The sequence below is a fragment of the Alteribacillus persepolensis genome (assembly GCF_900099605.1).
In the GTDB taxonomy this organism is placed as follows: Bacteria; Bacillota; Bacilli; order Bacillales; family Marinococcaceae; genus Alteribacillus; species Alteribacillus persepolensis.
Genome location: NZ_FNDK01000024.1, coordinates 15,937 through 36,876 on the forward strand (window position 1 = coordinate 15,937; position 20,940 = coordinate 36,876).

Sequence of the window (20,940 nt, forward strand, 5' to 3'; positions counted from 1 at the left end):
CAATTGTCACCTCATATTTGCAGCCAAAGGAGGAAGTCATGAAGCCTTCATTTCAAGAACAACTAGCTGTTGCCGCCAAACAGCTTAATTTAGAGCCGAAAAGGAAACGAAAACGGAAAAAGGGAAAGAAGAAAAGCACCGAACAGTATTCAGAGAGTGAAATCAAGGAGCTTATGGGCATGAATAGGAGAACGTATGGACGAGGCAGAGGCGGCGCGATTAGGCAGAAATAAGGGGGGATTGGGAATGAGGAAATTCTTAATGTTTGTTAACGAAATGGTAAAATGTAGATGAGAAAGGGGGTGAATTCGATGGCAAAAAAAATCAGTCGAGAGTCTATATACAATAAAGCAATGCCTTGGTGGAAAAATGAAATTTACGGCAATGAACTACTGGGAATGAGGCTATTACGAAAAAAATCCGTCAAAGAAATGGCTCGAGTAACAGGAGAAGACATTGGCGATATAAATACTATTGAAAAAACGATGGGTGAATTTCCTGCACCTCCTCCAGTAGCTGGAATTTATATGATGTATCTATCTTGTAATATGAATCATGTTTACCAGTTTCGGAAAATTGTTGGTGGGGATAAAAAGGACTTTAAGGAAAGCCGTACAATTGGATCAAAATTAAAAAAAGATGTATATAAAAAATGTAAAAACAGATGTGTAGTTTGCCGTGCTGAAGACAATTTACACATTCATCACGTTAAAAAGTATTCTGAGGGTGGTTTAAATGAACTAGATAATCTAGTTTTGTTGTGTCCCTCATGTCATGCTGATACTCATAAAAACGATGTTTCATACCACATGTTAAAGAGCGCCGCCGAAAGAGGTGAGCACCGTGGATAAGAAACAGGTTAAATCAGCTTTACACAATTATCATTGGATGATCCAAACAATAGCCTTAAAAAGGAGAGAGATGCGACAAGATATAGGAGACAACATTACAGCAATGTATGGGCTTGAAGCAGCTATGCCAAAACCTCAAGGAAACCAGTCAGATCCCATTCTTCAAGAATATCTGCGCCGCGAGGACGAATGGCAAGATATTGAAAAACTCAAAAAGAAAGTTGTTTTTGTTCAAGAGCGTATTTCCTGTATTCATAATGATAAAGAAAGAGCTGTGCTCAATCGCATATTAGATGGAATGAGCTTACGGGCGGTTTCTCGTCAGATGGGATTGTCTCATACTCATGTGAGGAATATTCGAGACTCTATTGTATCTCAATTTACGGAGTTTCCAAAAAGCGCAAACTTTCCAAAGCAAACAGGTTTGAAAAAAGAAGTTTCGAGTGGTTAAAATGTGACATAGGACAAGAACGAAGGTTCAATGAGCAGTGTGACAACAAAAATAAGGGAGAGTGGTTATATGTGAATTTTGTACAGCCGATACGGAACCCTGCCAAAATACAAGTCATACAAGAATATTTAAAGGCCAAAAATGAACGTGATTACTTGCTGTTTGTGCTTGGTATCAATACAGGATTACGTATTAGTGATATCTTGCAACTGAAAGCAAAACATGTACGTGGACACTATATCAGCTTGCGTGAGAAGAAAACAACGAAGCAAAAGCGTCTTCGCATCACGCCGGATCTTCATCGTGAGTTAAAAAACTATATCCGGCACATGAACGATGATGAGTATTTGTTCCAAAGCAGAAAAGGGAATAACATGCCTATCCAACGTTCAGCTGCATACAAAGTTTTACGAGAAGCAGCGGAATACGCTGGACTTAATGAGATTGGTACCCACACGCTAAGAAAAACATTTGGGTACCATTTTTATATGCAGACAAAAGATATTGCTATGCTCCAGGAACTGTTTAACCACTCATCACCGCATATCACGCTCCGTTATATAGGAGTGAATCAAGATGCTATGGACAAAGCGATGAGTAAATTTAAGATTGGAGTAGGATAAAAAGGGTCGAACATAAATCTTTTTTTATGCCGTAAATGAATCATATTTAAGTTTGTGATTCATTCAAAAAAGAGATGTTGTTAAACTCTTGAGAGACAACAGATTGAGAGGTTTAGGAAAAGAAACACATTATAAGATATGGTTCATTGGGTGGAAGAATAGAAGGAAAATATCTCCTTTTGTCGAACTAGTGTGTGGTGGAAGGAGAGGGTATAAGATGGGATTTAGATTTGACATGCAGAACAAAAGTTCTCAACAACAGGCAATTGTGAGGAAACGAGACGAGGCAGACAAAAGAAGGAGAGAAGAATCCCAAAAAAAGAAAGATGGTTCGCGACAAGAACTTAAATGGGAAGTCTCTCCAAGGTTATCTGATTACGAAGGCATATTTGTTAAGGATGGCGAAAAATATCTCTTTGAATTAAGAGTGTCTAGGACGACATTATTCAATGAACCATGTGGGTTAAACGAGAAAAATGTACATGATTGGTTGTTTGAGGTTTCTAATGCATTTGCTGAGGAAGTAAAAGAGTATAAGATATTTTGTATTACATCCTCTGACGTGAGGGATGGTGAATTAACAACAGATTGGAAAAATTTAAGAGTAGAGACAAAATAAGCATCCTTTCGAGGGTGCTTTTTCTTATGGGAGGCGAAGTGGAAATGAAAGCCAGTCAGTTAAGAGTTGATATCAATACAATTGTACTGCAGCTTAAACTAAGAGCTGTTGCTAAACATTCGAAAGCATTGGCTGATGAATTAGATGAGATTGATCGAAGCGTATGCCCTGAATGTGGAGAACGGATGGATGTGAATAAGGTGTATGTAGACGGAAAACTTGAATACGAAACTAAACAGTGTCACGAATGTGGAGTTTGTGTACATGAAGGACAACATGAAAACAGCTGATCCCTTTTATAAAAGCGGTGCCTGGGTACGATGCAGAGAACAAGCACTGATCCGAGACAATTACTTGTGTCAGTCGTGTCTTCGAGCGGGGAAACTTACTACAGCAAACACGGTGCATCATATCAAGCCAAGGCGTGAGTATTCTGAACTGGAGCTGACACTAAGCAACTTGGAGAGCATCTGTCCGACTTGCCATAACAAAGAGCATACAGAGAAGGGAAACAACAAGAGGCCAGTGAGTAAGAAAATAAAATTAGTGGAAGAGAAAGGAAATCCAGAAATGATATAGCCTCCCCCTCAAAAAAAGTTGAGAAAGGCTTTCTCCAAGGACCGGCGGCGGTCCTTCGTTTTTACCGCGGATGGAATTTTCATGAAAGGGGGGTACCAATTTGGAATAGAAAGGAGGTTTTTTGATGGGAGTTCCAACGAGAAAAAAACTCATCGAATATTTAGGTGACTCATACAAAGAATCGGATGAGGAATTGATTTCTCTTTATCTTGAAACGCATAAATTTTATCGGAAGCTGAAGAAAGAAATCAATAATCAAGACTTGATGTATGAATACACTAATAAAGCAGGTGCAACGAATCTGACAAAAAACCCACTCGTGGTCGAATTGGCCAAAACAGTTCAAACTCTGAACAACCTTTTGAAGTCGATGGGTTTAACGCCAGCGCAGCGGAAGAGAATGAATGGTGATGGAAATGACGAAGAAGATGACTTTGAACGCTTCTAAGTCAACCGGGATTATTAATGTGCTTGCTAAACCTTCATCGCACCTTTTATCCACCTGGTATGCTGAACAGGTAGCAAGCGGAAACATCATCGCCAGTAAAAAGAATATTCTAGCTGCAAAAAGGCATTTAACAGACTTAGAAAGGCAAGGGCTGGGTGATTTCCCTTGGATATTCGATGAAGAAAAAGGCCATCGTCCGATTAGGTTTATAGAGAAGTTTTGTAAACCATCAAAAGGTGACTTTGACCAGTTAATTCTTCAGCCATGGCAGCATTTTATTATTGGTTCGCTGTATGGTTGGGTCCATAAAGACACAGGTATAAGACGCTTTCGAGAGGGTCTTATTTTTATTGGCAGAAAAAACGGGAAATCCACCATGATTTCTGGATTGTCAAACTATGCTATCGCAAAAGATGGGGAAAATGGGGCGGATATTTACCTTCTGGCCAACAGTAAACAACAGGCAAGTATCATCTTTGAAGAAGCAAAGGCGATGGTTAAAAAATCTCCTCTGCTAAGAAAACATTACACTCCTTTGCGTTATGAAATTAAACATCCAAAGTCGTTTTCTAAAATTGAAGCCAGGGCCTCTGACAGTGAAAAATTAGATGGATTGAACACTCATCTGGGTGTTTTTGATGAAATTCACGAGTTTAAAGACTATAAACTGATTAATATTATCAAAAAATCGCGTGGTTCCAGGAAACAGCCACTTATTTTATACATTACAACAGCTGGTTATCAGCTCGATGGCCCATTGGTTAATTACTATGAACAAGGTTCTGATGTATTAGAAGGAGCCATACAAGATGAACGTACTTTCTATTACATGGCTGAATTAGATAGCGAAGATGAGTTTGATCAGCCCGAAATGTGGGTGAAAGCAAACCCGAATATGGGGGTTTCTCTTGATTTAGAGACCTTAAAAGAGGATTGGGAAAAGGATAAGCGCGTCCCAGAAGAACGAACCGATTTTATCACGAAGCAATTTAACATTTTTGTTAATGCCAGTAAGATGCCTTTTATTGACTTTGAGACTCTGAAAAGAAACGACAAACAGCTGGAAGATTTCTCACACTTGCAGGGTGTACCGGCCATTGGTGGGTATGATTTATCGGACACAGAGGACTTCACAAGCGCCTGTTTGGAGTTTCCTCTTATTGATACCGGTGAAGTTTTTGTATTGTCTCATTCCTGGATTCCTCGAAAGAAAGTACTAGAGGGAAGTGAAAAAATTCCTTATATGGAGTGGGCACAGGCTGGACTCTTAACCATTGTTGATGAGGAATACATCAATGAAGAGCGGGTATTGGAGTGGTTTAGAAAGCAAAGAGAGCGGTTTTTCATTGAATTGATTACGTATGACCCGGCAAAAGCCTTTCGATTAAATAAAGCATTAGAAGAAGATGGGTTTCAAACAGAAGTGGTACGGCAGGGTTTTTTAACACTTGGTCCAGCTATGGATGATTTAAAACATCTGTTTTTAGATGGGAAAGTTATCTTCAACAAAAACCCTTTATTACGCTGGTACATTAACAATGTAGAGTTAGTAAAAGATCGTAATAATAATAAAATGCCTACAAAAACGAACAGGTACCGCAAAATAGATGGTTTTGCGGCTGTTTTAAATGCCCATACACACACGATGGGAAGGTTAGTTACTCCATCAGGTGATGGAAATGTGGAAGCAATTACGATGTCTGACTTGATGGGGAGGTGATGGTTTGAAATGGTATCAAAAATTAAAATCTAAAGTCTATATGGCGGTTGCCAACTGGTCAGGGCAAGGCTTTGACTTTACAAATTGGTATGGTCGTACATTTTGGGGTGTAGATAACTCCAAATTAGCAACCAACGAGACCATTTTTAGTGTTGTTTCTCGAATGTCAAATATACTAGGGGGTTTACCCCTAAAGCTTCATCAAAACTATGATGTGACAATAAATCAGGCAGCCGATGTGCTTATTAATTCCCCGAATCCAAATCAGACTTCGTTTGATGTTATAAGAGGATTAGAAACATCACGGAATGAAGAAGGGAATGGTTATGGATTAATAGAGAGGGATGTTCGTGGCCAAGTATCACGGATTACGCCTTTAGATCCCACGTACGTGGAACCAGTTATTGAAGCTGCTACCCAGGAGATGTGGTACAAGGTCCTTGGGAATCAGAACACATATTACTTCCATAACTTAGATGTTATTCATGTTAAGCATATTATTGGTTCTGGTGGTATGAAGGGGATTAATCCAATTAAGGTGTTAAAAAACACAAGTGATTATGATAAAGCCGTTCGTGAGTTTAGCTTGAAGGAAATGCAAAGTGCTCCCAATTCATTTGTCTTGAAATATAACGCTAATATCGACAGGGAAAAACGTGAAAAAGTGATTGAGGACTTTAAACGTTTTTACCAAGAAAACGGTGGAGTATTATTTCAGGAGCCGGGGGTAGAAATTAACTCGCTGGACAGAAAATATATAGCAGCTGACACTTTCACATCTGAACGAATCACGCGCTCTCGTGTAGCTAACGTATTTAACGTACCAGTAACCATGTTGAACGATACAGAGGGACAGAGTTTTTCGAGTAATGAGGAGTTAATGCGTACCTTTGTTCAGCTCACATTGATTCCGGTTGTTCGTCAGTATGAGCAGGAATTTAATCGGAAGTTGCTTACAACGGATGAAAGGAAACAGGGTTATTATTTTAAATTTAATGTAGGAGGATTGCTTCGTGGTGATGTGAAAGCTCGAACGGCATTCTATCATAATGCACTAAGAGATGGATGGGCATCCAGGGATGAGATAAGACGATGGGAAGATTTGCCTCCTCGAGGTGGACCTGCAGATGAATTGTGGGTAAGCGGCGATATGTATCCGTTGGACATGGATCCATCATTAAGAAAGGGAGGTAATTCCAATGCTTCTTCCACTGAGACCGACGATGATGATTAATGAAGGGAGGTGGAGATAATGAAAAAACAAAAAAAGAAAAAATTTTGGGAAATGAGGATGTCTGCTGATGGTGAATCAGGAGATATTTTTATTTATGGAGACATTGAAAGGTACCAATGGATTGAAGAGGATACAACGGCCTCAAGTTTTAGAGATGATTTGGACAATTTAGGTGATGTATCAACGATCAATCTATATATTAATAGTCCAGGTGGTTCTGTTTTTGAAGGGGTAGCTATCCATAATATGTTGAAAAGGCACGAAGCAAAAGTGAATGTACGTATTGATGCTTTAGCTGCATCCATAGCAAGTGTCATCGCCATGGCGGGTGACACTATTTATATGCCTAAAAACTCCATGTTGATGATCCATAATCCTTGGACTATTGCATTGGGGAATGCAAAAGAATTAAGGAAAACAGCGGATGATTTAGATCGTATTGGTGGCTCTGCGGTTCAGTCATATCTTCAAAAAGCAGGTGACAAACTGACAGAAGAAAAGCTTCAAGAAATGCTGGACGAAGAAACGTGGCTGTCAGCGGATGAAGCGTATCAATATGGTTTGGCTGATGTCGTGGAAGAAGAAAATCAAATGGCAGCATCGATTAATAAAGACTTCTTTGCTCAGTACAAAAACGTACCTGACCATTTGATGAAAGAAGAAAAGAGTAATCAATTGTCAGCAGAGGAATTGGCTGAACGTCAGCGTATTGCTGACGAAGCAAAAGCTAATTCGGAATATATAAATGATATTTTAGGAGGAATATAAAATGATGAAACATAAGAAAAAACAATTAAAAATGAACCTTCAACATTTCAGTGAGAAGACATTGTATGAACTGAAGCAAAACATGACAACCGTAGGTCAGCAGTTAAAAAAGGTTGAGAATGATTTAGCTTCTGCTGCCATTGATACAAGCAAAACAACTGAAGATATTCAAGCGTTACAAAAATCTCGGGATGATTTAAAAATGCGCTTTGATGTTATTAAAAAGCAACATGACGAAATGGAAGCTGAACAAAGAGCGCAGTTTGAACAAAATAATGATGTTAAAACCATTGAAGACCCTAATGCCCGTAAAGTCAAAGCCAAAGCAGAGCTTGTTCGTTCTGTTATTCGTCAAGAACCACTTTCTGGTGATGTAAAAGCAGCATTAGGTGACGACGATACAACAGGTGGTGGCAAGTTCTTGCCTAAGACAGTTTCTACTGACATCATCGTTGAGCCTTATTCTAAGAACCAATTGCGTGATCTTTCTACTTTTACGCAAATTACAAACCTTGAAATCCCTAAGCTGAATTTCACTCTTGATGATGATGATTTCATTCAGGATAAAGAGACTGCGAAAGAATTGGAAGCTACCGGTGATACTGTTACGTTTGAACGTCACAAATTTAAAGTATTTGCTGGTGTTTCCGAAACAGTATTGAATGGTTCTGATGCTAATTTGGTATCTCATATTGATCGTTCTCTTCAATCTGGTGTAGCAGCCAAAGAAAAGAAAGTGGCATTTACTGAAGCGCCTAAGACTGGTGAAGAACACATGTCTTTTTACTCTACTCAAAATGATATTACAGTAGTTGAAGAAGACACACTGTATCAGGCAATTAAAAGGTCTATTGCTGATCTTCACGAAGATTACAGGGAAAACGCTCAGATTGTCATGAGTTATAAAGATTACTCAGATATTATTGAAACATTGGCCAATGGAAACGCGACATTGTACAGCGCTCAACCAGAGCAGATTCTAGGGAAGCCTGTTACATTCTCTGATTCTGCTGTACATCCAGTCATTGGTGACTTCTCTTATTCTCATTATAATTACGACTTAAACGTGCTATACGATCGTGATAAAGATGTGAAAACTGGCATTGAACAGTTTGTTATTACAGCATGGATGGATCACCAAATTAAGTTGAAATCAGCTTTCCGTATCGCAAAAGTAACGCCAACAACCTAATAAAATAAGGAGGGGTGTGTGATGTATTTGAATGAAGTCAATCTTACTCCAGAAGGAAAAATTGCTCGAGAAGGTAAACAAGCAGAGGCAATAGCAGATCATGCAGATACTGCAGCTGCAACGGCTGAAGATATCGCTGTTAAACAGAATGAAATTCTTGCAGCGCTCAGACATGCCGGGATTATTGCTTCATAGGAGACATGAATAATGTTCGATATTGAAATGTTAAAAAACTATTTACGAATTGATGGAAGTGAGGATGATGATCTCCTCACTTCTTTTGTTAGTGCAGCAGAAGGACATTTGCAAAACGCTGGTGTTCAAGAGCCCGAAGACGGGCCAAGCAGAGAACAGTATCATTTAGCTATCATGCTTTATGTAAAACGAGAATATGACCCTTTAACAGATATAGAACTAGAACGGATTCAGAAAGCGATTGAGGGTATTATCCTTCAGTTGAAGGATTGGAGGGTTGAATAATATGAATAAATATAATGTAAAAAAAAGATTCCGAGATAAATTCACAAGGAAAATTCATGCCCAAGGTTCTGTGTATGAAACAAACGATGAACGCGGCAGAGAACTTCAAGAGAAAGGGTTTTTAGGAGAACTGCTGGAACAGGACGAAAAGAAAGACAGTAACGTCTTGGAAGGCAATGCAAAGGACGTTGTAGATGCTATCACGGCTGATTTAAGCGAAGGTGAGCTAACATACCTACACGACCAAGAATCCAATAACAAAGCTAGGAAGTCCGTTCTCAGCCACATTGAATCATTGTTAGGTGATAACGATGAATCCAGCGAAAGCTAGGCAAAGAATCACCTTTCTTAACCCGCCAGAAGGAACAGACGAAAATGGATTTCCTAACAAAGAGTGGACAGAACATGTCACGGTTTGGGCTGAATTAAGGACACTTAAAGGTAGATCCTTTTATGAAGCGGCGCAAAACCAATTAGAAAATAGCCGACATTTTATTATTCGATATAGAAAAGATTTGAATGATAAAATGCGCGTCCGTTGGAATGGTCAGGATCATGAATTGGCTGCTCCTATTGAAAATGTAGATGGCATGAATCGTGAAATGGATGTCAGAGTGAAAGCGGTGGATTAATATGCCTATGGAATTGACAGGTGTTCAAGAGGTGTTAAATCAATTGCAGATGAAAGCCAGTCAAGTAGATGGGAAGATAAAACAAGAAGCGACCAAAGCAGGTGCTGAAATTTTCCGTCAAGAGATGGCTAAAAATGCACCAAGAAGTACATTGAACCGGGAGCACTTAGCGGATAATATCGTCATTTCCGAAACAAAAGATGGATTTGAAATCGGCCCTGCTTCTAAGTTTTTTTATGCCCACTTCCTGGAATTTGGAACTTCCAAGATGAATCCATACCCTTTTGCTGCGCCTACCTTTGAGAATAACCGTGTCGTTGTAGCAAAGACCATGTCTGCTGTATTGAAAGCGAGGTTAGGACTATGAACACTGTTATCATGCATGCGCTGAGTAATTTAGACGTACCGGTACAGTTGCAAACGTACTCTGGAAGCGAGAACACTTATGTTACATTCTTTGAATATAACAATCGCCCAGGAATGGAGGCGGATGATGAAGAAGTTCAGTCTGAGCGCTATTATCAAGTGGATGTATGGTCAAATGGGGATTATACCTCATTGGTGGACGAAGTACGAACCGCCATGAAAAGCGCGGGATTCAGGCGTAGGGATGAACGAGAATTTTATGAAGAAGATACAAAAACCTTTCATCGAGCTTTAAGGTTTGTAACAAACACTCCGGTTTAGGGGTGTTATTTTTTAATACAAAAATAAGGAGGAATTTTTCATGGGTACAAATGCACGCGTAGGTTTAAGAGATATTCATGTAGCACTAATCACAGAGGAAGCAGACGGAACAATCACGTATGACACACCGAAAAAGATTGCTGGGGCTATTGAAGCGACAATGACGCCTAATACAAGTCGTGCTACGTTATATGCTGATGACAGACCAGCAGAAAATGCACAATCTTTGGCTGAAACAGAGGTGTCATTTGGTGTAGGTTATTTAGAATTGGAGGATTATGCGTTACTTTTGGGAAAAGAAGTGAATGCAGATGGAGCCATTGTTGAGACCATTGATGATAAACCACCTTACGTTGCCTTCGGATTTCGTTCTGAACGATCTGATGGCACATTTGAATATAACTGGTATTTAAAAGGGGATTTCGCTGTTCCAGAAGAATCCTATAATACAAAAAACGATTCTATTGAATTTCAAACGCAAACCATCACCGGTCAATTTATTGCGCGTGAAGATGGAAAATGGCGTTCCCGCATCGTAGAGAATGACACTGCAGATCAAACTGTTATAGATGGATGGTTTGATGCCGTGTATGACGAAGAAACAGAACAGGTCTAAAGTGAGGCGGGCTTAGTCCCGTCTTTTTTCTTTATCATGAAACACAAAGCCCCCAACTATAGTAAAATATGGTTAAAACTTTAGGGGGGTTATCATGAAAAAGGGAATATTGTTACTCATTCTTTTACTGGTTGGTTGTAGCAGTAATCCAGCAGGGATTGACAGTGACATTTATGAAGAATCAAAAGAAATATTTGATATGGTTGAAACAGCTTATGAAGAAGAACGAGAACTAACAGAAAATGAACGAAATGAAATCAGAAGGTTTAAGGAAAAGATAAATGAATTAGAGGAAAAAGAGGAAAAAGGCAATTTGTCAGATAGAGGTTTTGAAAATTATGCCGTGATGTGGCGCGTGGAAGCCTTTGCCGATTTTTATCCTGTCATTACAATGAGAGAGGATACACCCGAGGAATTATGGAATAAATTTAATGATCGCTATGAACAAGCAGAAAAGGCTTTAGAGAATGGCGTTGATATAGAAAATGAATGAAGCATCCTTTCGAGGGTGCTTTTTTAATAGGAGGAATTAACATGGAAATTACTTTGCACTTAAACGGTGAAGACAAAACATTTACCATTCCATTTGTGAATACACTTATTTTAAGAAAGACGCTTGAAATTAAAAAGGAAATTGATTTTACAAAGGCGATTACTGATGAAGAAGATTTAGATAAAATTGCAGATTTTCTTGTATTTGCTTTCAAAAATCAATTCTCACGAGAAGACGTGTTTGAAGGATTGCCTGGTGGAGAATTACTGACAAAGATGGATGATGTTATGGCAGAGGCTATGGGATTAAATAAACAAATTGACGAAGAACCACAAGGAAAAAACTAAAAGACCCCTATGAGGTGATAAAAGACCTTTATAGGGGTTTGATTCGTTCTGGTTGGACAATGACACAAATAGATGAAATGGATATACACTTTTATTTTGAAGTGATGAAAGATGCAAAAGAAGAGCAGAAACCGGAATTGAAATATATTGACCAGGTATTGTAAAGGGGGTGAGACGCATGGCTGAAGAAGTAGGAGCGTTAAAAATTGACTTATCAATTGATTCTGCTGATTTTTCACGTAGCATGACGGACATTAATCGTAAATTGCGTGGTTTGAATAGCGAATTTAAAGCAAACACTGCTGGAAATAGAAACTACGAAAGGTCACTAGAAGGATTACAAACGCGATCCAAATACTTGAATGACACGTTACAACTTCAGCGTAAACGAGTACAGCAGTTAAAACGGCAATATGACCAAAGTGTGGAGACGAAGGGGAGAGATGCGAAAGAAACGGAAAACCTCGCGATTCGTTACAATAGAGCTGTTACTTCCATGCGTAGCACTGAATCACAATTGGATAGAGTGAATGAACGAATTGAAGAACAAACCAATTCGTGGAGACAACTAGGAGATCAGATGCAAAAGAGCGGCCAACGCCTCCAAGCGGTAGGTGCGAACCTCCAGGGGATAGGTCGCTCTCTTTCTATGTATGTAACGGCTCCATTGACAGGTGCAGGGGCAGCGGCGCTTAAAGTGGGAATGGATTTTGAAGAAGGCATGTCACAAGTTGAAGCTGTTTCTGGTGCTACAGGAGAAGAAATTCAAGCATTAGAAGAACAAGCAAGAGAACTCGGATCTACCACTAGATTTTCGGCTACGGAAGCGGCGGAAGGCATGCAGTATTTAAGTATGGCTGGCTTCGATGTCAACGAGACAATGGAAGCTATGCCGGGGATGTTAGACCTTGCTACAGCCGGAGCTATGGAATTAGGACAAGCTGCTGACATCACCTCTAATATCATGTCTTCATTCTCTATGGAAGCGGATCAAGCAGGACGTGTGTCCGATGTATTAGCAGAAGCGGCTTCAAGTGCAAATACTGATGTCAATCAATTAGGACAAGCTATGACAGACCTTGCTCCAGCAGCTAATTCCATGGGGTGGGAAGTAGAAGACGCTACTGCTGCTGTTATGGCTTTGTCTGATGCAGGTATTCAAGGGAGTAAAGCGGGTGCCACGTTCTCCACCTCTCTCACGCGTTTAGCCAGTCCAACAGGGAAAGCAGCAGATTTAATTGAAGAGCTGGGTATAGAGCTTTTTGATGCTGAAGGACAGATGAAAGACATGCCTGCTGTGGTCGCAGAGTTTGAAGAAGCGATGGAAGACATGGACGACAAAACACAGGCTGCTACATTATCAACGATTGTTGGCCAAGAAGCTTATAGAAGCTGGTCGGTGTTACTTAATGAAGGCTCAGATGCCTTAGCAGCAAATACGGAACAGTTACAGGGAGCAGAAGGCGCTGCCTCTGAAATGGCTGATACGATGAATGACAATGCAAAAGGAGCACTACGAGAATTACGTTCCAACTTAGAGGAAACCGGCATTATTTTATCGGAAACACTGCTCCCTGTGGCACGAGATATGACAGAAACATTGAAAGATTGGTCTCAAGCATTTCAAGATTTAAACCCTGAAACGCAGGAATTTATTGTGAAAGCAGGTGGTGTTGCTGCAGCTACAGGCCCTGCGCTCATGGCAATAGGAGGAATGGCAAACGGCGTGGGTGCTCTTACGAATCTGTTTGGACGTTTATTGCCACGAATGGGCGGAAAAGCAGGTCTTGTTGGGGCCGCACGATTGATTCCAGGACCGGTAGGTATTGCAGCTACAGCAGTAACAGGATTAGGAACAGCAGCATGGGGTGTGAACCAAGCACTTAAAGAAAATAAGGAAGTAAACCTTGAAGCGGTTGAAACCATGAGTAATGAAATCGACACATTGGATCATCAAATCGAACGTTGGGAATCATTAAAAAGTGCTAATGATTTAACTAATGATGAAATGGTCCGTTTTATGGAAATACAAAAAGAAATGAACGCTGTTACCGACCCTCAGGCATTAGAAAAATTAAAGGAAGAACAGGACCAACTGCAAGCCAAATCGAGTTTGAGTAACGAACAATTACAAGAGTTCATTGAAGTCAATAATGAGATTGTGGAAAAAACGCCAGGAGCAACAGGAGAGCTGACGAAATATGGCGATATGCTGTTGCGAAATGCTGATGCAGCTAGAGAAGAAAATGCAGCTTTGCGCGAGGGAAGGCGCCTTCGGCTGCAAACCGAGTTTGATAAAGCACAAGAAAACTTAAACGAAGACTTGGAACGTCAACAACAATTAATGGACGAAATCAACCAAGCTCGCGAAAGAGAAGGCGAGCTGCAGCAGGAAATTTTAGATGCAGAAGAAAATATGAAACAAGCTAAAGAAGAGTTAGCAGAAGCAGAAGGCCGAGAATTAGAAATGGCCGAAAGAAATTTACACAAAGCTGAAAGAAAATACGAAGAACTTCTAGAAGAACAAAAAGTTATTGATGAAAATCTCATCAAGAAACAAGAAGAGCTTGCTACTACCATGGAAGAGCTTGGTGCTCTTGATGAGGTAATCAACAGATTGATTGAAATTGAGCTTGAACAAGCAAATATAAACGCCAAACGTGGAGAAGGCGTCGAAGCAATCAATGAAGAAATTCGAAATCTTGAGTTAACGAAAAAAGTAAAAGAAGAGAATGCTTCGGAAGCTGAAAAGAATACACAAAAATATAAAGATGGTATAGCGGCTATTGAGGGACAGATTTCCGAATTAGAGAATGTCCGTAGCAATATTATCGATTTGCAAGGGGAATCGGATAAGTTAAACGAAGCATTAGGTGCTGATATCAGTAAAACCATCACAGTCACTCAGAAAATTGAAAGACAGGGGTATATTGATCCCACAGATAGTCTAAATGCAGCGTTAGGGAACATACCTAGTTATGCTTCAGGTACCGATTTTCATCCTGGTGGAGCAGCGATCGTCGGTGAAGAAGGGCCAGAGCTTGTCAATTTACCACGTGGTTCACAAGTATTCACCAAAGACGAGACCGAAAATTTGTTAAGAAATACACCTCGAGATTTTGCGGCGATTGGACGAGGCGTTACCCAGGGATTAGCCAGCGGATTACAGTCCGGTATTGCTTCCACAACAGCATCAATAGCTGATGTGATGGAAGAAACGGAAGAAACCGCCCGACAATACGACGGTACGAAAGTGGGAAAAGACTTCGTTGATTCCATTGTTCAAGGTATTGAAGAAGCCGAAGATATGGCTAATGTGAACATTACTAGTCTGCTTTCTTCTGCTAGGAATCGAGTGTGGGAAGAAAGCCCAGCACGGTCAAACATTCAGCGTATTCGGGATGTAAGAGAATCGAATATACGACTGTTAGAACAAGAAATTGATTTGCTCACACAAGAAGGAGCCTCTCAAGAGGATTTAAACAAAGCCAAAGAAAAACAAAATGAATTAGATCAATTACGAGAACAGAAGATGCAAGAATACCAGAATCGTATCAGGGATGAACAAGCTATCCTTCAAGAACTTGAAAAGGCTTATGAAGATGGCAACATCATTCAATCCCATTACAACCAAGCGGTGGCTGAAATAACAACCAATATCAACGATTTGAAAATGGAAGCGAACGACCTTAATCGTATTATCGGTGAAGAACAAGCAGAAGCCATTCGTGAATCGGAACGAGCCATGGAAGAACAACAGCAGAAGCTCAAAGAATACGCTCAAGAAGCAGCAGAAGCTTTTCGAACAATCTCTAATGATCAGATGAATGCCTATGACACGGCAATGGAACAACAACTGGCTGATTTACAAGAGAAAACAGCGAATGCGATTGCAACGTTTAACGAAGAAACAAATGCTTACTTAGAGGATTTACAAAGGCAAGAAGAAGCTGCTCTTGAAACGTTTGATAAGCAGACGGAAGCTCAAGAACGAGCAATAAACAGACAGATTGAAAACATTGAACGCAGACGTGATAAGGAAGTCCAGGCTATTCAAGATCAATTAGATGCAATGGACGAAGAGGAAAAACGGCGCAGCAGAGATGATCAACGTGCTGAATGGGGAGATGAACGAGCTGCATTAAATCGCCGGCTAGAGATAGCAAATTTCATGGATGACCCGAATACGGTCAGAGAAGTAGAACAAGAAATCCAAGAATTAGAAGGTCAAATTGCAGATCAGGAGCGTGAATGGAGACGTTCTGATAAACGAGATGCTTTAAAAGAAGAACAAGATCGTATTAAAGAACAAGCGGAGCTCCGTATCGAAGAAAGAGAAGAAGAACTGACCGATTATCAAGAAAGACGCGCCAATGAGCGTGATCATCTTCAACAAAAGTTTGAACAGCGTGCAGAAGCATATGAAGCAGAACGCGAGCAACAACTTGCAGCGCTTGAACAACAGTATGAGGATGAAGAAGAAGCTTTTGTACGAGAATACGAACGACAACAAGAACGTTTTGCCGCATTAAGTGAACAGTTAGCCCAACATGTAGCAGACGGTAAAATGACACAAGAGCAAGCAAATGCCGCATGGTTGCAGGCAGTAGAAGACCTGGGGAACAAAGAAGTTGAGAAACAAATTGAAAACCAAGAAAAAACAAAAGAAGCACTCAACGAATATGTGGATGAATACGTGAACATCGGTAAGTCGTTTGGTGACGGTTTGATCAACGGGTTAGTAGGCACACTAAATGATCGGTTGAGTGATGTGAAGTCGGCGGTAAGCAGCGTGACTAGTTCTCTCTCAAGCGGGAGTTCATCTGGTGGAGGGGGTTCTTCTGCTCCTCGTGGCGGTGGAAGAACAATCGGACCTGATGGAGAATTAAGTGATCCTGTTGGCTCATCTTCGGATAGTGACTCTTACAGTGATAATTTGGACAGCGTGAGAGAACGTCTCCAGGAAAGGCAAAAAGAGGCAAGAGCAAATAGGTATCATGAAGGTGGTTGGGTAGGACGTGCTATGCCGGCACTCAAAGCAGATGAAGTTCCTGCTATTCTCCAAGCGGGAGAGTACGTCCTAAGTCGTGATATGGTTTCTGCCATTCAACGTGTAGGTAATATCATGAATAATGTATCTTCCGTCAATACGGCTAGACAACCCATCATCATACAATTAGACGGAGAACAAATAGCAGGATATACCTGGGACCATGCAACGGGGCAACTCAAACAGGAATTTAGAAAGGGGTGAATCTCTTGCCGACGAATAAAGAAATTGTAGCGGAAATTCAGTCAAAACGGACAGAAAGTAGTAAGACGTATCTTCTTCAAGACGGCTCCTATCGAGCTGTCTTTTCTCGTTCACCTATTCATTATCAAGACGAATACGGGAATTATCACAATATCAATACAGACTTGTTTGACGAAGCGGACTTCGACACAGTGGATACCCCTGTCACAAAGGAAGTGTCAGGGGAGTTTCAATTGGTTAAAGGTGCGAGTGTAGCAGCGAAGAAAAAGAATACTTTAAATCGAGATAACCTTGATTTTCAAGCGTTAAAAGTTCCTTTTCAAGCGAGACTGCCAAGAAATTGGCGTAGAGGTTACACAATTGGAAAAGGGAAAGATAAAATTACGTTTAAGCCTGTAGATGGATCTCCGGCTAAAGGGTATGTAGAAGCTGATAAAACCAATTGTGTGATGTATCAGGACGCCTGGAATGATACAGATGTTTGCTTGGAGGTACAGTCAAAAGGAATCAAAGAAACGCTTACGTTAAAAACAGACCGTGCTCCCTCCTCGTTTCGATTTGAAATTAAAGGAAAAGATATAGGAGACAACTTCACGGCAGGAGGATTGAACATAGAGCCAGCTTGGTTGATTGATGCAAACGGTATAAAACGTGACGTAAGTATGGAAGTAGTAAGGCATAACGATAACAAGGTGTATCTCGACCTTAATGCTGATGTCACTGACCTTGGGTATCCAATTGAGATCGACCCGACTGTCATCACAAAAAATTATTCAAACCTGTCTAACGGTGATACATTCAATTTTTCTGTACCCACTGGTGTAGAAATTTTGGAAGCTAACGTGCAATATACTCCTACCGATACTACTAATTCTGTTTATGAGGATACAGGTTTTACGGAAGCAACTACGAACAGTACGACGTATACGGATGTATTACAGGCAGACCAAACAAAACATATTAAAAATATAGTAGTTGAAGCCAGAGGGCAGATTATAGACCCATATGATAACAGAAAAAGTTCTCGAGTTACTAGGACTATTTCCGATTCGTCTTATTTTAATGATAACTGGGAAGCTCGTTCTGAAATGGATATTGTCGATGATAGTACAGGGGAAGTTAGAGGTTCGATTATAAGAAACAGCTCCACTTATGCAATTGGACCATGGACAGAAGATGATTCCCCATATACCAATGTTTCATTTGAACACAGGGCGTTCCTAAGTATAACAACAAACTATTACATTGATTTAGATCGTCCTCGTCTGCAAGTTAATAGCACGACAAGTGGTGATTATTACGGCGTTATTCCCTACGGTGAATCAGAGACTGTATCATTAGACAACGTACAAACTGGAACAAACAACTGCACCTTTTATTGTGATGAGGGGCAAACTGATGCATCCATTGAGGTGACTTATAATTATGTACCGACTGCACCGATTGTCATTTCTCCAAATGGAGGGGAAACATGGGACACGCAACATATGATTGAGTGGGACGCTGCATCAGACGAGGATGACAATAAGAGCGACCTCACCTATCAGATTCAGTTATCCACGGATGACGGAGATTCGTGGAATACATTGGTCAGTCAGACCGATGGAGGGGCTACAAGTTACGAATATGACTTTTCGGACGAGATGGAATCCTCTACTTGTCTGTTAAGGATAAGAGCATACGATGGAGGTCATTACGGTCCATGGGATCAATCTGACGGCGTTTTTACAATACAGCATAACCTTTCTCCAGATATGCCGAATCAGTTAACACCTTCTGGAGGGAGTCCTATTGACCGTAATTCGGTACAACGTTTTTTATGGCAGTATAATGACCCGAATAGTGGAGACACACAATCCAAATTCAATTTGAGATGGAGAGAGAAAGGAACAACATCTTGGAATGAAATCAACCAAGTCACACCGAACGAATATTATGATATGCCTGCTGATACATTCTCACACGGTGAAGTGGAATGGCAGATAAGAACCTATGACCAAGAAGGATTGTCAAGCCCGTGGAGCAGCACAGAAACCTTTTTAGCTGGTAATCATCCATCTATGCCAACCATTACATCTCCAAGCGATACAGTAGCGGTGGCCAACCCAACAGTCCAATGGTCATCGAGTGGTCAAGAGGCTTATCGTCTTACAGTCAAAGATGATAGTGGTGCCGCAGTATATGAGCACGAAGGAAACACCAATAAAGCTCATACCATTCAATATGATCTAGCGAACAACTCTGAATACATCATAGAGTTGCAAATACAAAACGCTGATGGATTGTGGTCTGACTCTGATGCTATAAATATCACTGTATCTTACACACCGCCTGCTACTCCAGAAGTAGAGGTATTAGCAAGTAACAGTGAAGGAATCATCGTTTTAGACATTACCAACCCTGCACCTGTCGATACCGAGCCAGAGGTCACACATAACAACATCTATCGAAGAGTATCTGGCGGCGATTGGACACGCATAGCAACTGAAATCCCAGCTAATGAAAGTTATACCGATTACACGCCGGCTTCTGGACAAGAGTATGAGTATTACATCCGAGCCAGAGGCGATAACGGCACTTACTCGGACTCAGATGAAGTAAGAGGAGAGGTTACCTTAAAAGGAATATGGCTGCATGATGTTGCCAATCCAGAAGAAACGCTGCACCAGTTTAAGTATTTCGAACAAGGCAGAGGCGCGAGTAAAACACTAGGCGGTTCCATGATGCAATTTGAAGGGCGCTCTCTTCCGATGGCTGAATACAGCGAACGAGAAGAACAGAATGTGCAGGTTACGCTTCAAATCAAGAAGGATAGTGGAGATATGGAGAAGTTACGGGGGTTAATCCAATCACGAAACACCTTACTGTATCGAGACGCCAGAGGACGGCGTATTTTTTGTGCTGTTTTTGCATTGTCTGAAACAGATGAGCCGTGGGGCTATAGTGTTCCTCTTGATATACAAGCGGTTTACCGAGAGGAGGAAGTGTGATGGAAGGTTAGATAAAAATAATAAACAGTGGAGTTTATAAGTGCTTGCCATATATTTCATGACATTGGTCTATATTGATTAAAATAGTAAAATTTAGTAGACTAATAATAATTATGTTTAATAGGCAGGTGCTTTGATGGAAGAAATCAACAATTTCCTATCTAATTTTCCGCCATTCTTAAAATACATTTTATTAACATTACTCATAGTACTGCTTATAGTAATAATTATAAGAGTAGCCACGGGTAAATCGAACGTGTCATTTTGGGGATTCAAAATGGAAAACAATCGGGAAGTAGAAAAAATTCAAACCCAATTTGATGAGTTAAATGAGCATAGTCAGTTAAAGTCTCAAGTCTTAAAACTGCTTAATCAATCGATTATAACGTATTCAGTTTGGGAAAACTTACAAGGAAAAGAATTCGAAAAAAACGTTCAACGCTTTTATAACTTCTTCTTACCAGGAATAATTTCCTTAATAACTAAGCAAAGAGATAATTCACACAGAATAGCTGTTTTTCATGATGCCGGGGGATATTTAAAGGTGCTCCATGGGTTTGGATATTATCCAAACGGGGGAGAAGAATTGAAACTGGGTTTTCGTGAAAGTAAAGCAGGAGAATGCTTTACCAAAGGAGAAACATATTATAACCCAGATTTATCACAAGATCCCTCATTTAATCGAAATATCGAGTCATCAAAAGAATATAATTCACTTTTGTGCATACCCATAGTATTTAACGAGCAGTCTTTAGGGGTTCTAAATATAGATGGTGTTAAAAAAAACTCATTTAACAAAGATGACATAGATTATCTTACATTCTTCGCAAATTCTTTAGCACCTCTTTTGAATAAAGAGTTAAAATACAATGAAATCCTATCCCAGGTGGAGGTGTATTATGAAGAAAAAGAAAAAAGTAGTTAAAAGGAACGACTTAAAGTTACGTAGACAATAT

Annotated in this window: 25 protein-coding genes; all 25 read left to right on the forward strand. The window is 40.3% G+C overall.

What is annotated here, in order from left to right; genetic code table 11:
- Positions 1–38 precede the first annotated feature (38 nt).
- A complete protein-coding gene (locus tag BLT18_RS14950) occupies positions 39–233 on the forward strand; it encodes a hypothetical protein (RefSeq protein WP_091275765.1) in 195 nt (64 codons plus the stop codon).
- A 78-nt stretch (positions 234–311) separates the two neighbouring features.
- Positions 312–851, forward strand: a complete 540-nt coding sequence (locus tag BLT18_RS14955) for an HNH endonuclease (RefSeq protein ID WP_217635749.1) — start codon at positions 312–314, stop codon at positions 849–851.
- On the forward strand, positions 844–1,302 hold the full coding sequence (locus BLT18_RS14960) for a helix-turn-helix domain-containing protein (RefSeq protein ID WP_091275771.1): 459 nt from the start codon (positions 844–846) through the stop codon (positions 1,300–1,302). The genes BLT18_RS14955 and BLT18_RS14960 overlap by 8 nt, the downstream gene beginning before the upstream one ends.
- A gap of 71 nt (positions 1,303–1,373) precedes the next feature.
- Positions 1,374–1,925 carry a site-specific integrase gene (locus BLT18_RS14965; protein ID WP_091275774.1) on the forward strand — a complete coding sequence of 184 codons (552 nt, stop codon included), beginning with the start codon at positions 1,374–1,376 and terminating at the stop codon, positions 1,923–1,925.
- Between the two features lie 103 nt (positions 1,926–2,028).
- Positions 2,029–2,544 carry a hypothetical protein gene (locus BLT18_RS14970; RefSeq protein WP_245705282.1) on the forward strand — a complete coding sequence of 172 codons (516 nt, stop codon included), beginning with the start codon at positions 2,029–2,031 and terminating at the stop codon, positions 2,542–2,544.
- Positions 2,545–2,570: 26 nt separating this feature from the next.
- On the forward strand, positions 2,571–2,834 hold the full coding sequence (locus BLT18_RS14975; RefSeq protein WP_091275780.1) for a hypothetical protein: 264 nt from the start codon (positions 2,571–2,573) through the stop codon (positions 2,832–2,834).
- Complete coding sequence (locus BLT18_RS14980; protein WP_245705284.1) at positions 2,821–3,123, forward strand: HNH endonuclease; 303 nt, start codon at positions 2,821–2,823, stop codon at positions 3,121–3,123. The genes BLT18_RS14975 and BLT18_RS14980 overlap by 14 nt, the downstream gene beginning before the upstream one ends.
- A 124-nt stretch (positions 3,124–3,247) precedes the next feature.
- Positions 3,248–3,571 (forward strand): phage terminase small subunit P27 family, encoded by a 324-nt coding sequence (locus BLT18_RS14985; protein WP_091275786.1) that lies wholly within the window; start codon positions 3,248–3,250, stop codon positions 3,569–3,571.
- Positions 3,534–5,291, forward strand: coding sequence for a terminase large subunit (locus BLT18_RS14990; RefSeq protein ID WP_245705285.1), 1,758 nt, complete (start codon positions 3,534–3,536; stop codon positions 5,289–5,291). Before BLT18_RS14985 ends, BLT18_RS14990 begins: the two co-directional genes overlap by 38 nt.
- A 4-nt stretch (positions 5,292–5,295) precedes the next feature.
- The gene (locus BLT18_RS14995; protein WP_456061445.1) at positions 5,296–6,525 is read left to right on the forward strand and encodes a phage portal protein; all 1,230 of its coding nucleotides are present in this window, start codon (positions 5,296–5,298) and stop codon (positions 6,523–6,525) included.
- A gap of 18 nt (positions 6,526–6,543) precedes the next feature.
- The gene (locus BLT18_RS15000) at positions 6,544–7,293 is read left to right on the forward strand and encodes a head maturation protease, ClpP-related (protein WP_091275791.1); all 750 of its coding nucleotides are present in this window, start codon (positions 6,544–6,546) and stop codon (positions 7,291–7,293) included.
- A 4-nt stretch (positions 7,294–7,297) separates the two neighbouring features.
- Positions 7,298–8,485, forward strand: coding sequence for a phage major capsid protein (locus BLT18_RS15005; RefSeq protein ID WP_091275848.1), 1,188 nt, complete (start codon positions 7,298–7,300; stop codon positions 8,483–8,485).
- 21 nt (positions 8,486–8,506) lie between these two features.
- Positions 8,507–8,680, forward strand: a complete 174-nt coding sequence (locus tag BLT18_RS18410) for a hypothetical protein (RefSeq protein ID WP_175487549.1) — start codon at positions 8,507–8,509, stop codon at positions 8,678–8,680.
- Between the two features lie 12 nt (positions 8,681–8,692).
- Positions 8,693–8,965, forward strand: coding sequence for a head-tail connector protein (locus BLT18_RS15010; protein ID WP_091275793.1), 273 nt, complete (start codon positions 8,693–8,695; stop codon positions 8,963–8,965).
- Between the two features lies 1 nt (position 8,966).
- Positions 8,967–9,296: a hypothetical protein gene (locus BLT18_RS15015; protein WP_091275794.1), complete on the forward strand. Its 330-nt coding sequence runs from the start codon at positions 8,967–8,969 to the stop codon at positions 9,294–9,296.
- Positions 9,277–9,597: a phage head closure protein gene (locus BLT18_RS15020; protein WP_091275797.1), complete on the forward strand. Its 321-nt coding sequence runs from the start codon at positions 9,277–9,279 to the stop codon at positions 9,595–9,597. Before BLT18_RS15015 ends, BLT18_RS15020 begins: the two co-directional genes overlap by 20 nt.
- Position 9,598: 1 nt before the next feature.
- The gene (locus tag BLT18_RS15025) at positions 9,599–9,964 is read left to right on the forward strand and encodes an HK97-gp10 family putative phage morphogenesis protein (protein WP_091275798.1); all 366 of its coding nucleotides are present in this window, start codon (positions 9,599–9,601) and stop codon (positions 9,962–9,964) included.
- Positions 9,961–10,284 (forward strand): tail completion protein gp17, encoded by a 324-nt coding sequence (gene gp17 / locus BLT18_RS15030; protein WP_091275801.1) that lies wholly within the window; start codon positions 9,961–9,963, stop codon positions 10,282–10,284. Before BLT18_RS15025 ends, gp17 begins: the two co-directional genes overlap by 4 nt.
- Positions 10,285–10,324: 40 nt before the next feature.
- Positions 10,325–10,900, forward strand: coding sequence for a major tail protein (locus BLT18_RS15035; RefSeq protein ID WP_091275805.1), 576 nt, complete (start codon positions 10,325–10,327; stop codon positions 10,898–10,900).
- Between the two features lie 94 nt (positions 10,901–10,994).
- Positions 10,995–11,393 carry a hypothetical protein gene (locus BLT18_RS15040; RefSeq protein WP_091275808.1) on the forward strand — a complete coding sequence of 133 codons (399 nt, stop codon included), beginning with the start codon at positions 10,995–10,997 and terminating at the stop codon, positions 11,391–11,393.
- Between the two features lie 41 nt (positions 11,394–11,434).
- On the forward strand, positions 11,435–11,740 hold the full coding sequence (gene gpG, locus BLT18_RS15045) for a phage tail assembly chaperone G (RefSeq protein WP_091275811.1): 306 nt from the start codon (positions 11,435–11,437) through the stop codon (positions 11,738–11,740).
- 38 nt (positions 11,741–11,778) lie between these two features.
- The gene (locus BLT18_RS18700) at positions 11,779–11,904 is read left to right on the forward strand and encodes a hypothetical protein (RefSeq protein WP_281242365.1); all 126 of its coding nucleotides are present in this window, start codon (positions 11,779–11,781) and stop codon (positions 11,902–11,904) included.
- 14 nt (positions 11,905–11,918) lie between these two features.
- Positions 11,919–16,994, forward strand: a complete 5,076-nt coding sequence (locus BLT18_RS15050) for a phage tail tape measure protein (RefSeq protein ID WP_091275813.1) — start codon at positions 11,919–11,921, stop codon at positions 16,992–16,994.
- A complete protein-coding gene (locus BLT18_RS15055) occupies positions 16,991–19,984 on the forward strand; it encodes a fibronectin type III domain-containing protein (protein WP_407639934.1) in 2,994 nt (997 codons plus the stop codon). The genes BLT18_RS15050 and BLT18_RS15055 overlap by 4 nt, the downstream gene beginning before the upstream one ends.
- A 136-nt stretch (positions 19,985–20,120) precedes the next feature.
- Positions 20,121–20,909 carry a GAF domain-containing protein gene (locus tag BLT18_RS15060; RefSeq protein ID WP_091275820.1) on the forward strand — a complete coding sequence of 263 codons (789 nt, stop codon included), beginning with the start codon at positions 20,121–20,123 and terminating at the stop codon, positions 20,907–20,909.
- The last annotated feature ends 31 nt before the right edge of the window (positions 20,910–20,940 follow it).

Coding starts and splice junctions, on each gene's coding strand:
- BLT18_RS18410 (WP_175487549.1), top strand. CDS start 8,507: ATGTATTTGAATGAAGTCAATCTTACTCCAGAAGGAAAAATTGCTCGA.
- BLT18_RS14985 (WP_091275786.1), top strand. CDS start 3,248: ATGGGAGTTCCAACGAGAAAAAAACTCATCGAATATTTAGGTGACTCA.
- BLT18_RS15060 (WP_091275820.1), top strand. CDS start 20,121: ATGGAAGAAATCAACAATTTCCTATCTAATTTTCCGCCATTCTTAAAA.
- BLT18_RS15035 (WP_091275805.1), top strand. CDS start 10,325: ATGGGTACAAATGCACGCGTAGGTTTAAGAGATATTCATGTAGCACTA.
- BLT18_RS15010 (WP_091275793.1), top strand. CDS start 8,693: ATGTTCGATATTGAAATGTTAAAAAACTATTTACGAATTGATGGAAGT.
- BLT18_RS15000 (WP_091275791.1), top strand. CDS start 6,544: ATGAAAAAACAAAAAAAGAAAAAATTTTGGGAAATGAGGATGTCTGCT.
- BLT18_RS14980 (WP_245705284.1), top strand. CDS start 2,821: ATGAAAACAGCTGATCCCTTTTATAAAAGCGGTGCCTGGGTACGATGC.
- BLT18_RS14975 (WP_091275780.1), top strand. CDS start 2,571: ATGGGAGGCGAAGTGGAAATGAAAGCCAGTCAGTTAAGAGTTGATATC.
- BLT18_RS15015 (WP_091275794.1), top strand. CDS start 8,967: ATGAATAAATATAATGTAAAAAAAAGATTCCGAGATAAATTCACAAGG.
- gp17 (WP_091275801.1), top strand. CDS start 9,961: ATGAACACTGTTATCATGCATGCGCTGAGTAATTTAGACGTACCGGTA.
- BLT18_RS15040 (WP_091275808.1), top strand. CDS start 10,995: ATGAAAAAGGGAATATTGTTACTCATTCTTTTACTGGTTGGTTGTAGC.
- BLT18_RS15020 (WP_091275797.1), top strand. CDS start 9,277: ATGAATCCAGCGAAAGCTAGGCAAAGAATCACCTTTCTTAACCCGCCA.
- BLT18_RS15050 (WP_091275813.1), top strand. CDS start 11,919: ATGGCTGAAGAAGTAGGAGCGTTAAAAATTGACTTATCAATTGATTCT.
- gpG (WP_091275811.1), top strand. CDS start 11,435: ATGGAAATTACTTTGCACTTAAACGGTGAAGACAAAACATTTACCATT.
- BLT18_RS14950 (WP_091275765.1), top strand. CDS start 39: ATGAAGCCTTCATTTCAAGAACAACTAGCTGTTGCCGCCAAACAGCTT.
- BLT18_RS14955 (WP_217635749.1), top strand. CDS start 312: ATGGCAAAAAAAATCAGTCGAGAGTCTATATACAATAAAGCAATGCCT.
- BLT18_RS14990 (WP_245705285.1), top strand. CDS start 3,534: ATGGAAATGACGAAGAAGATGACTTTGAACGCTTCTAAGTCAACCGGG.
- BLT18_RS15005 (WP_091275848.1), top strand. CDS start 7,298: ATGAAACATAAGAAAAAACAATTAAAAATGAACCTTCAACATTTCAGT.
- BLT18_RS15025 (WP_091275798.1), top strand. CDS start 9,599: ATGCCTATGGAATTGACAGGTGTTCAAGAGGTGTTAAATCAATTGCAG.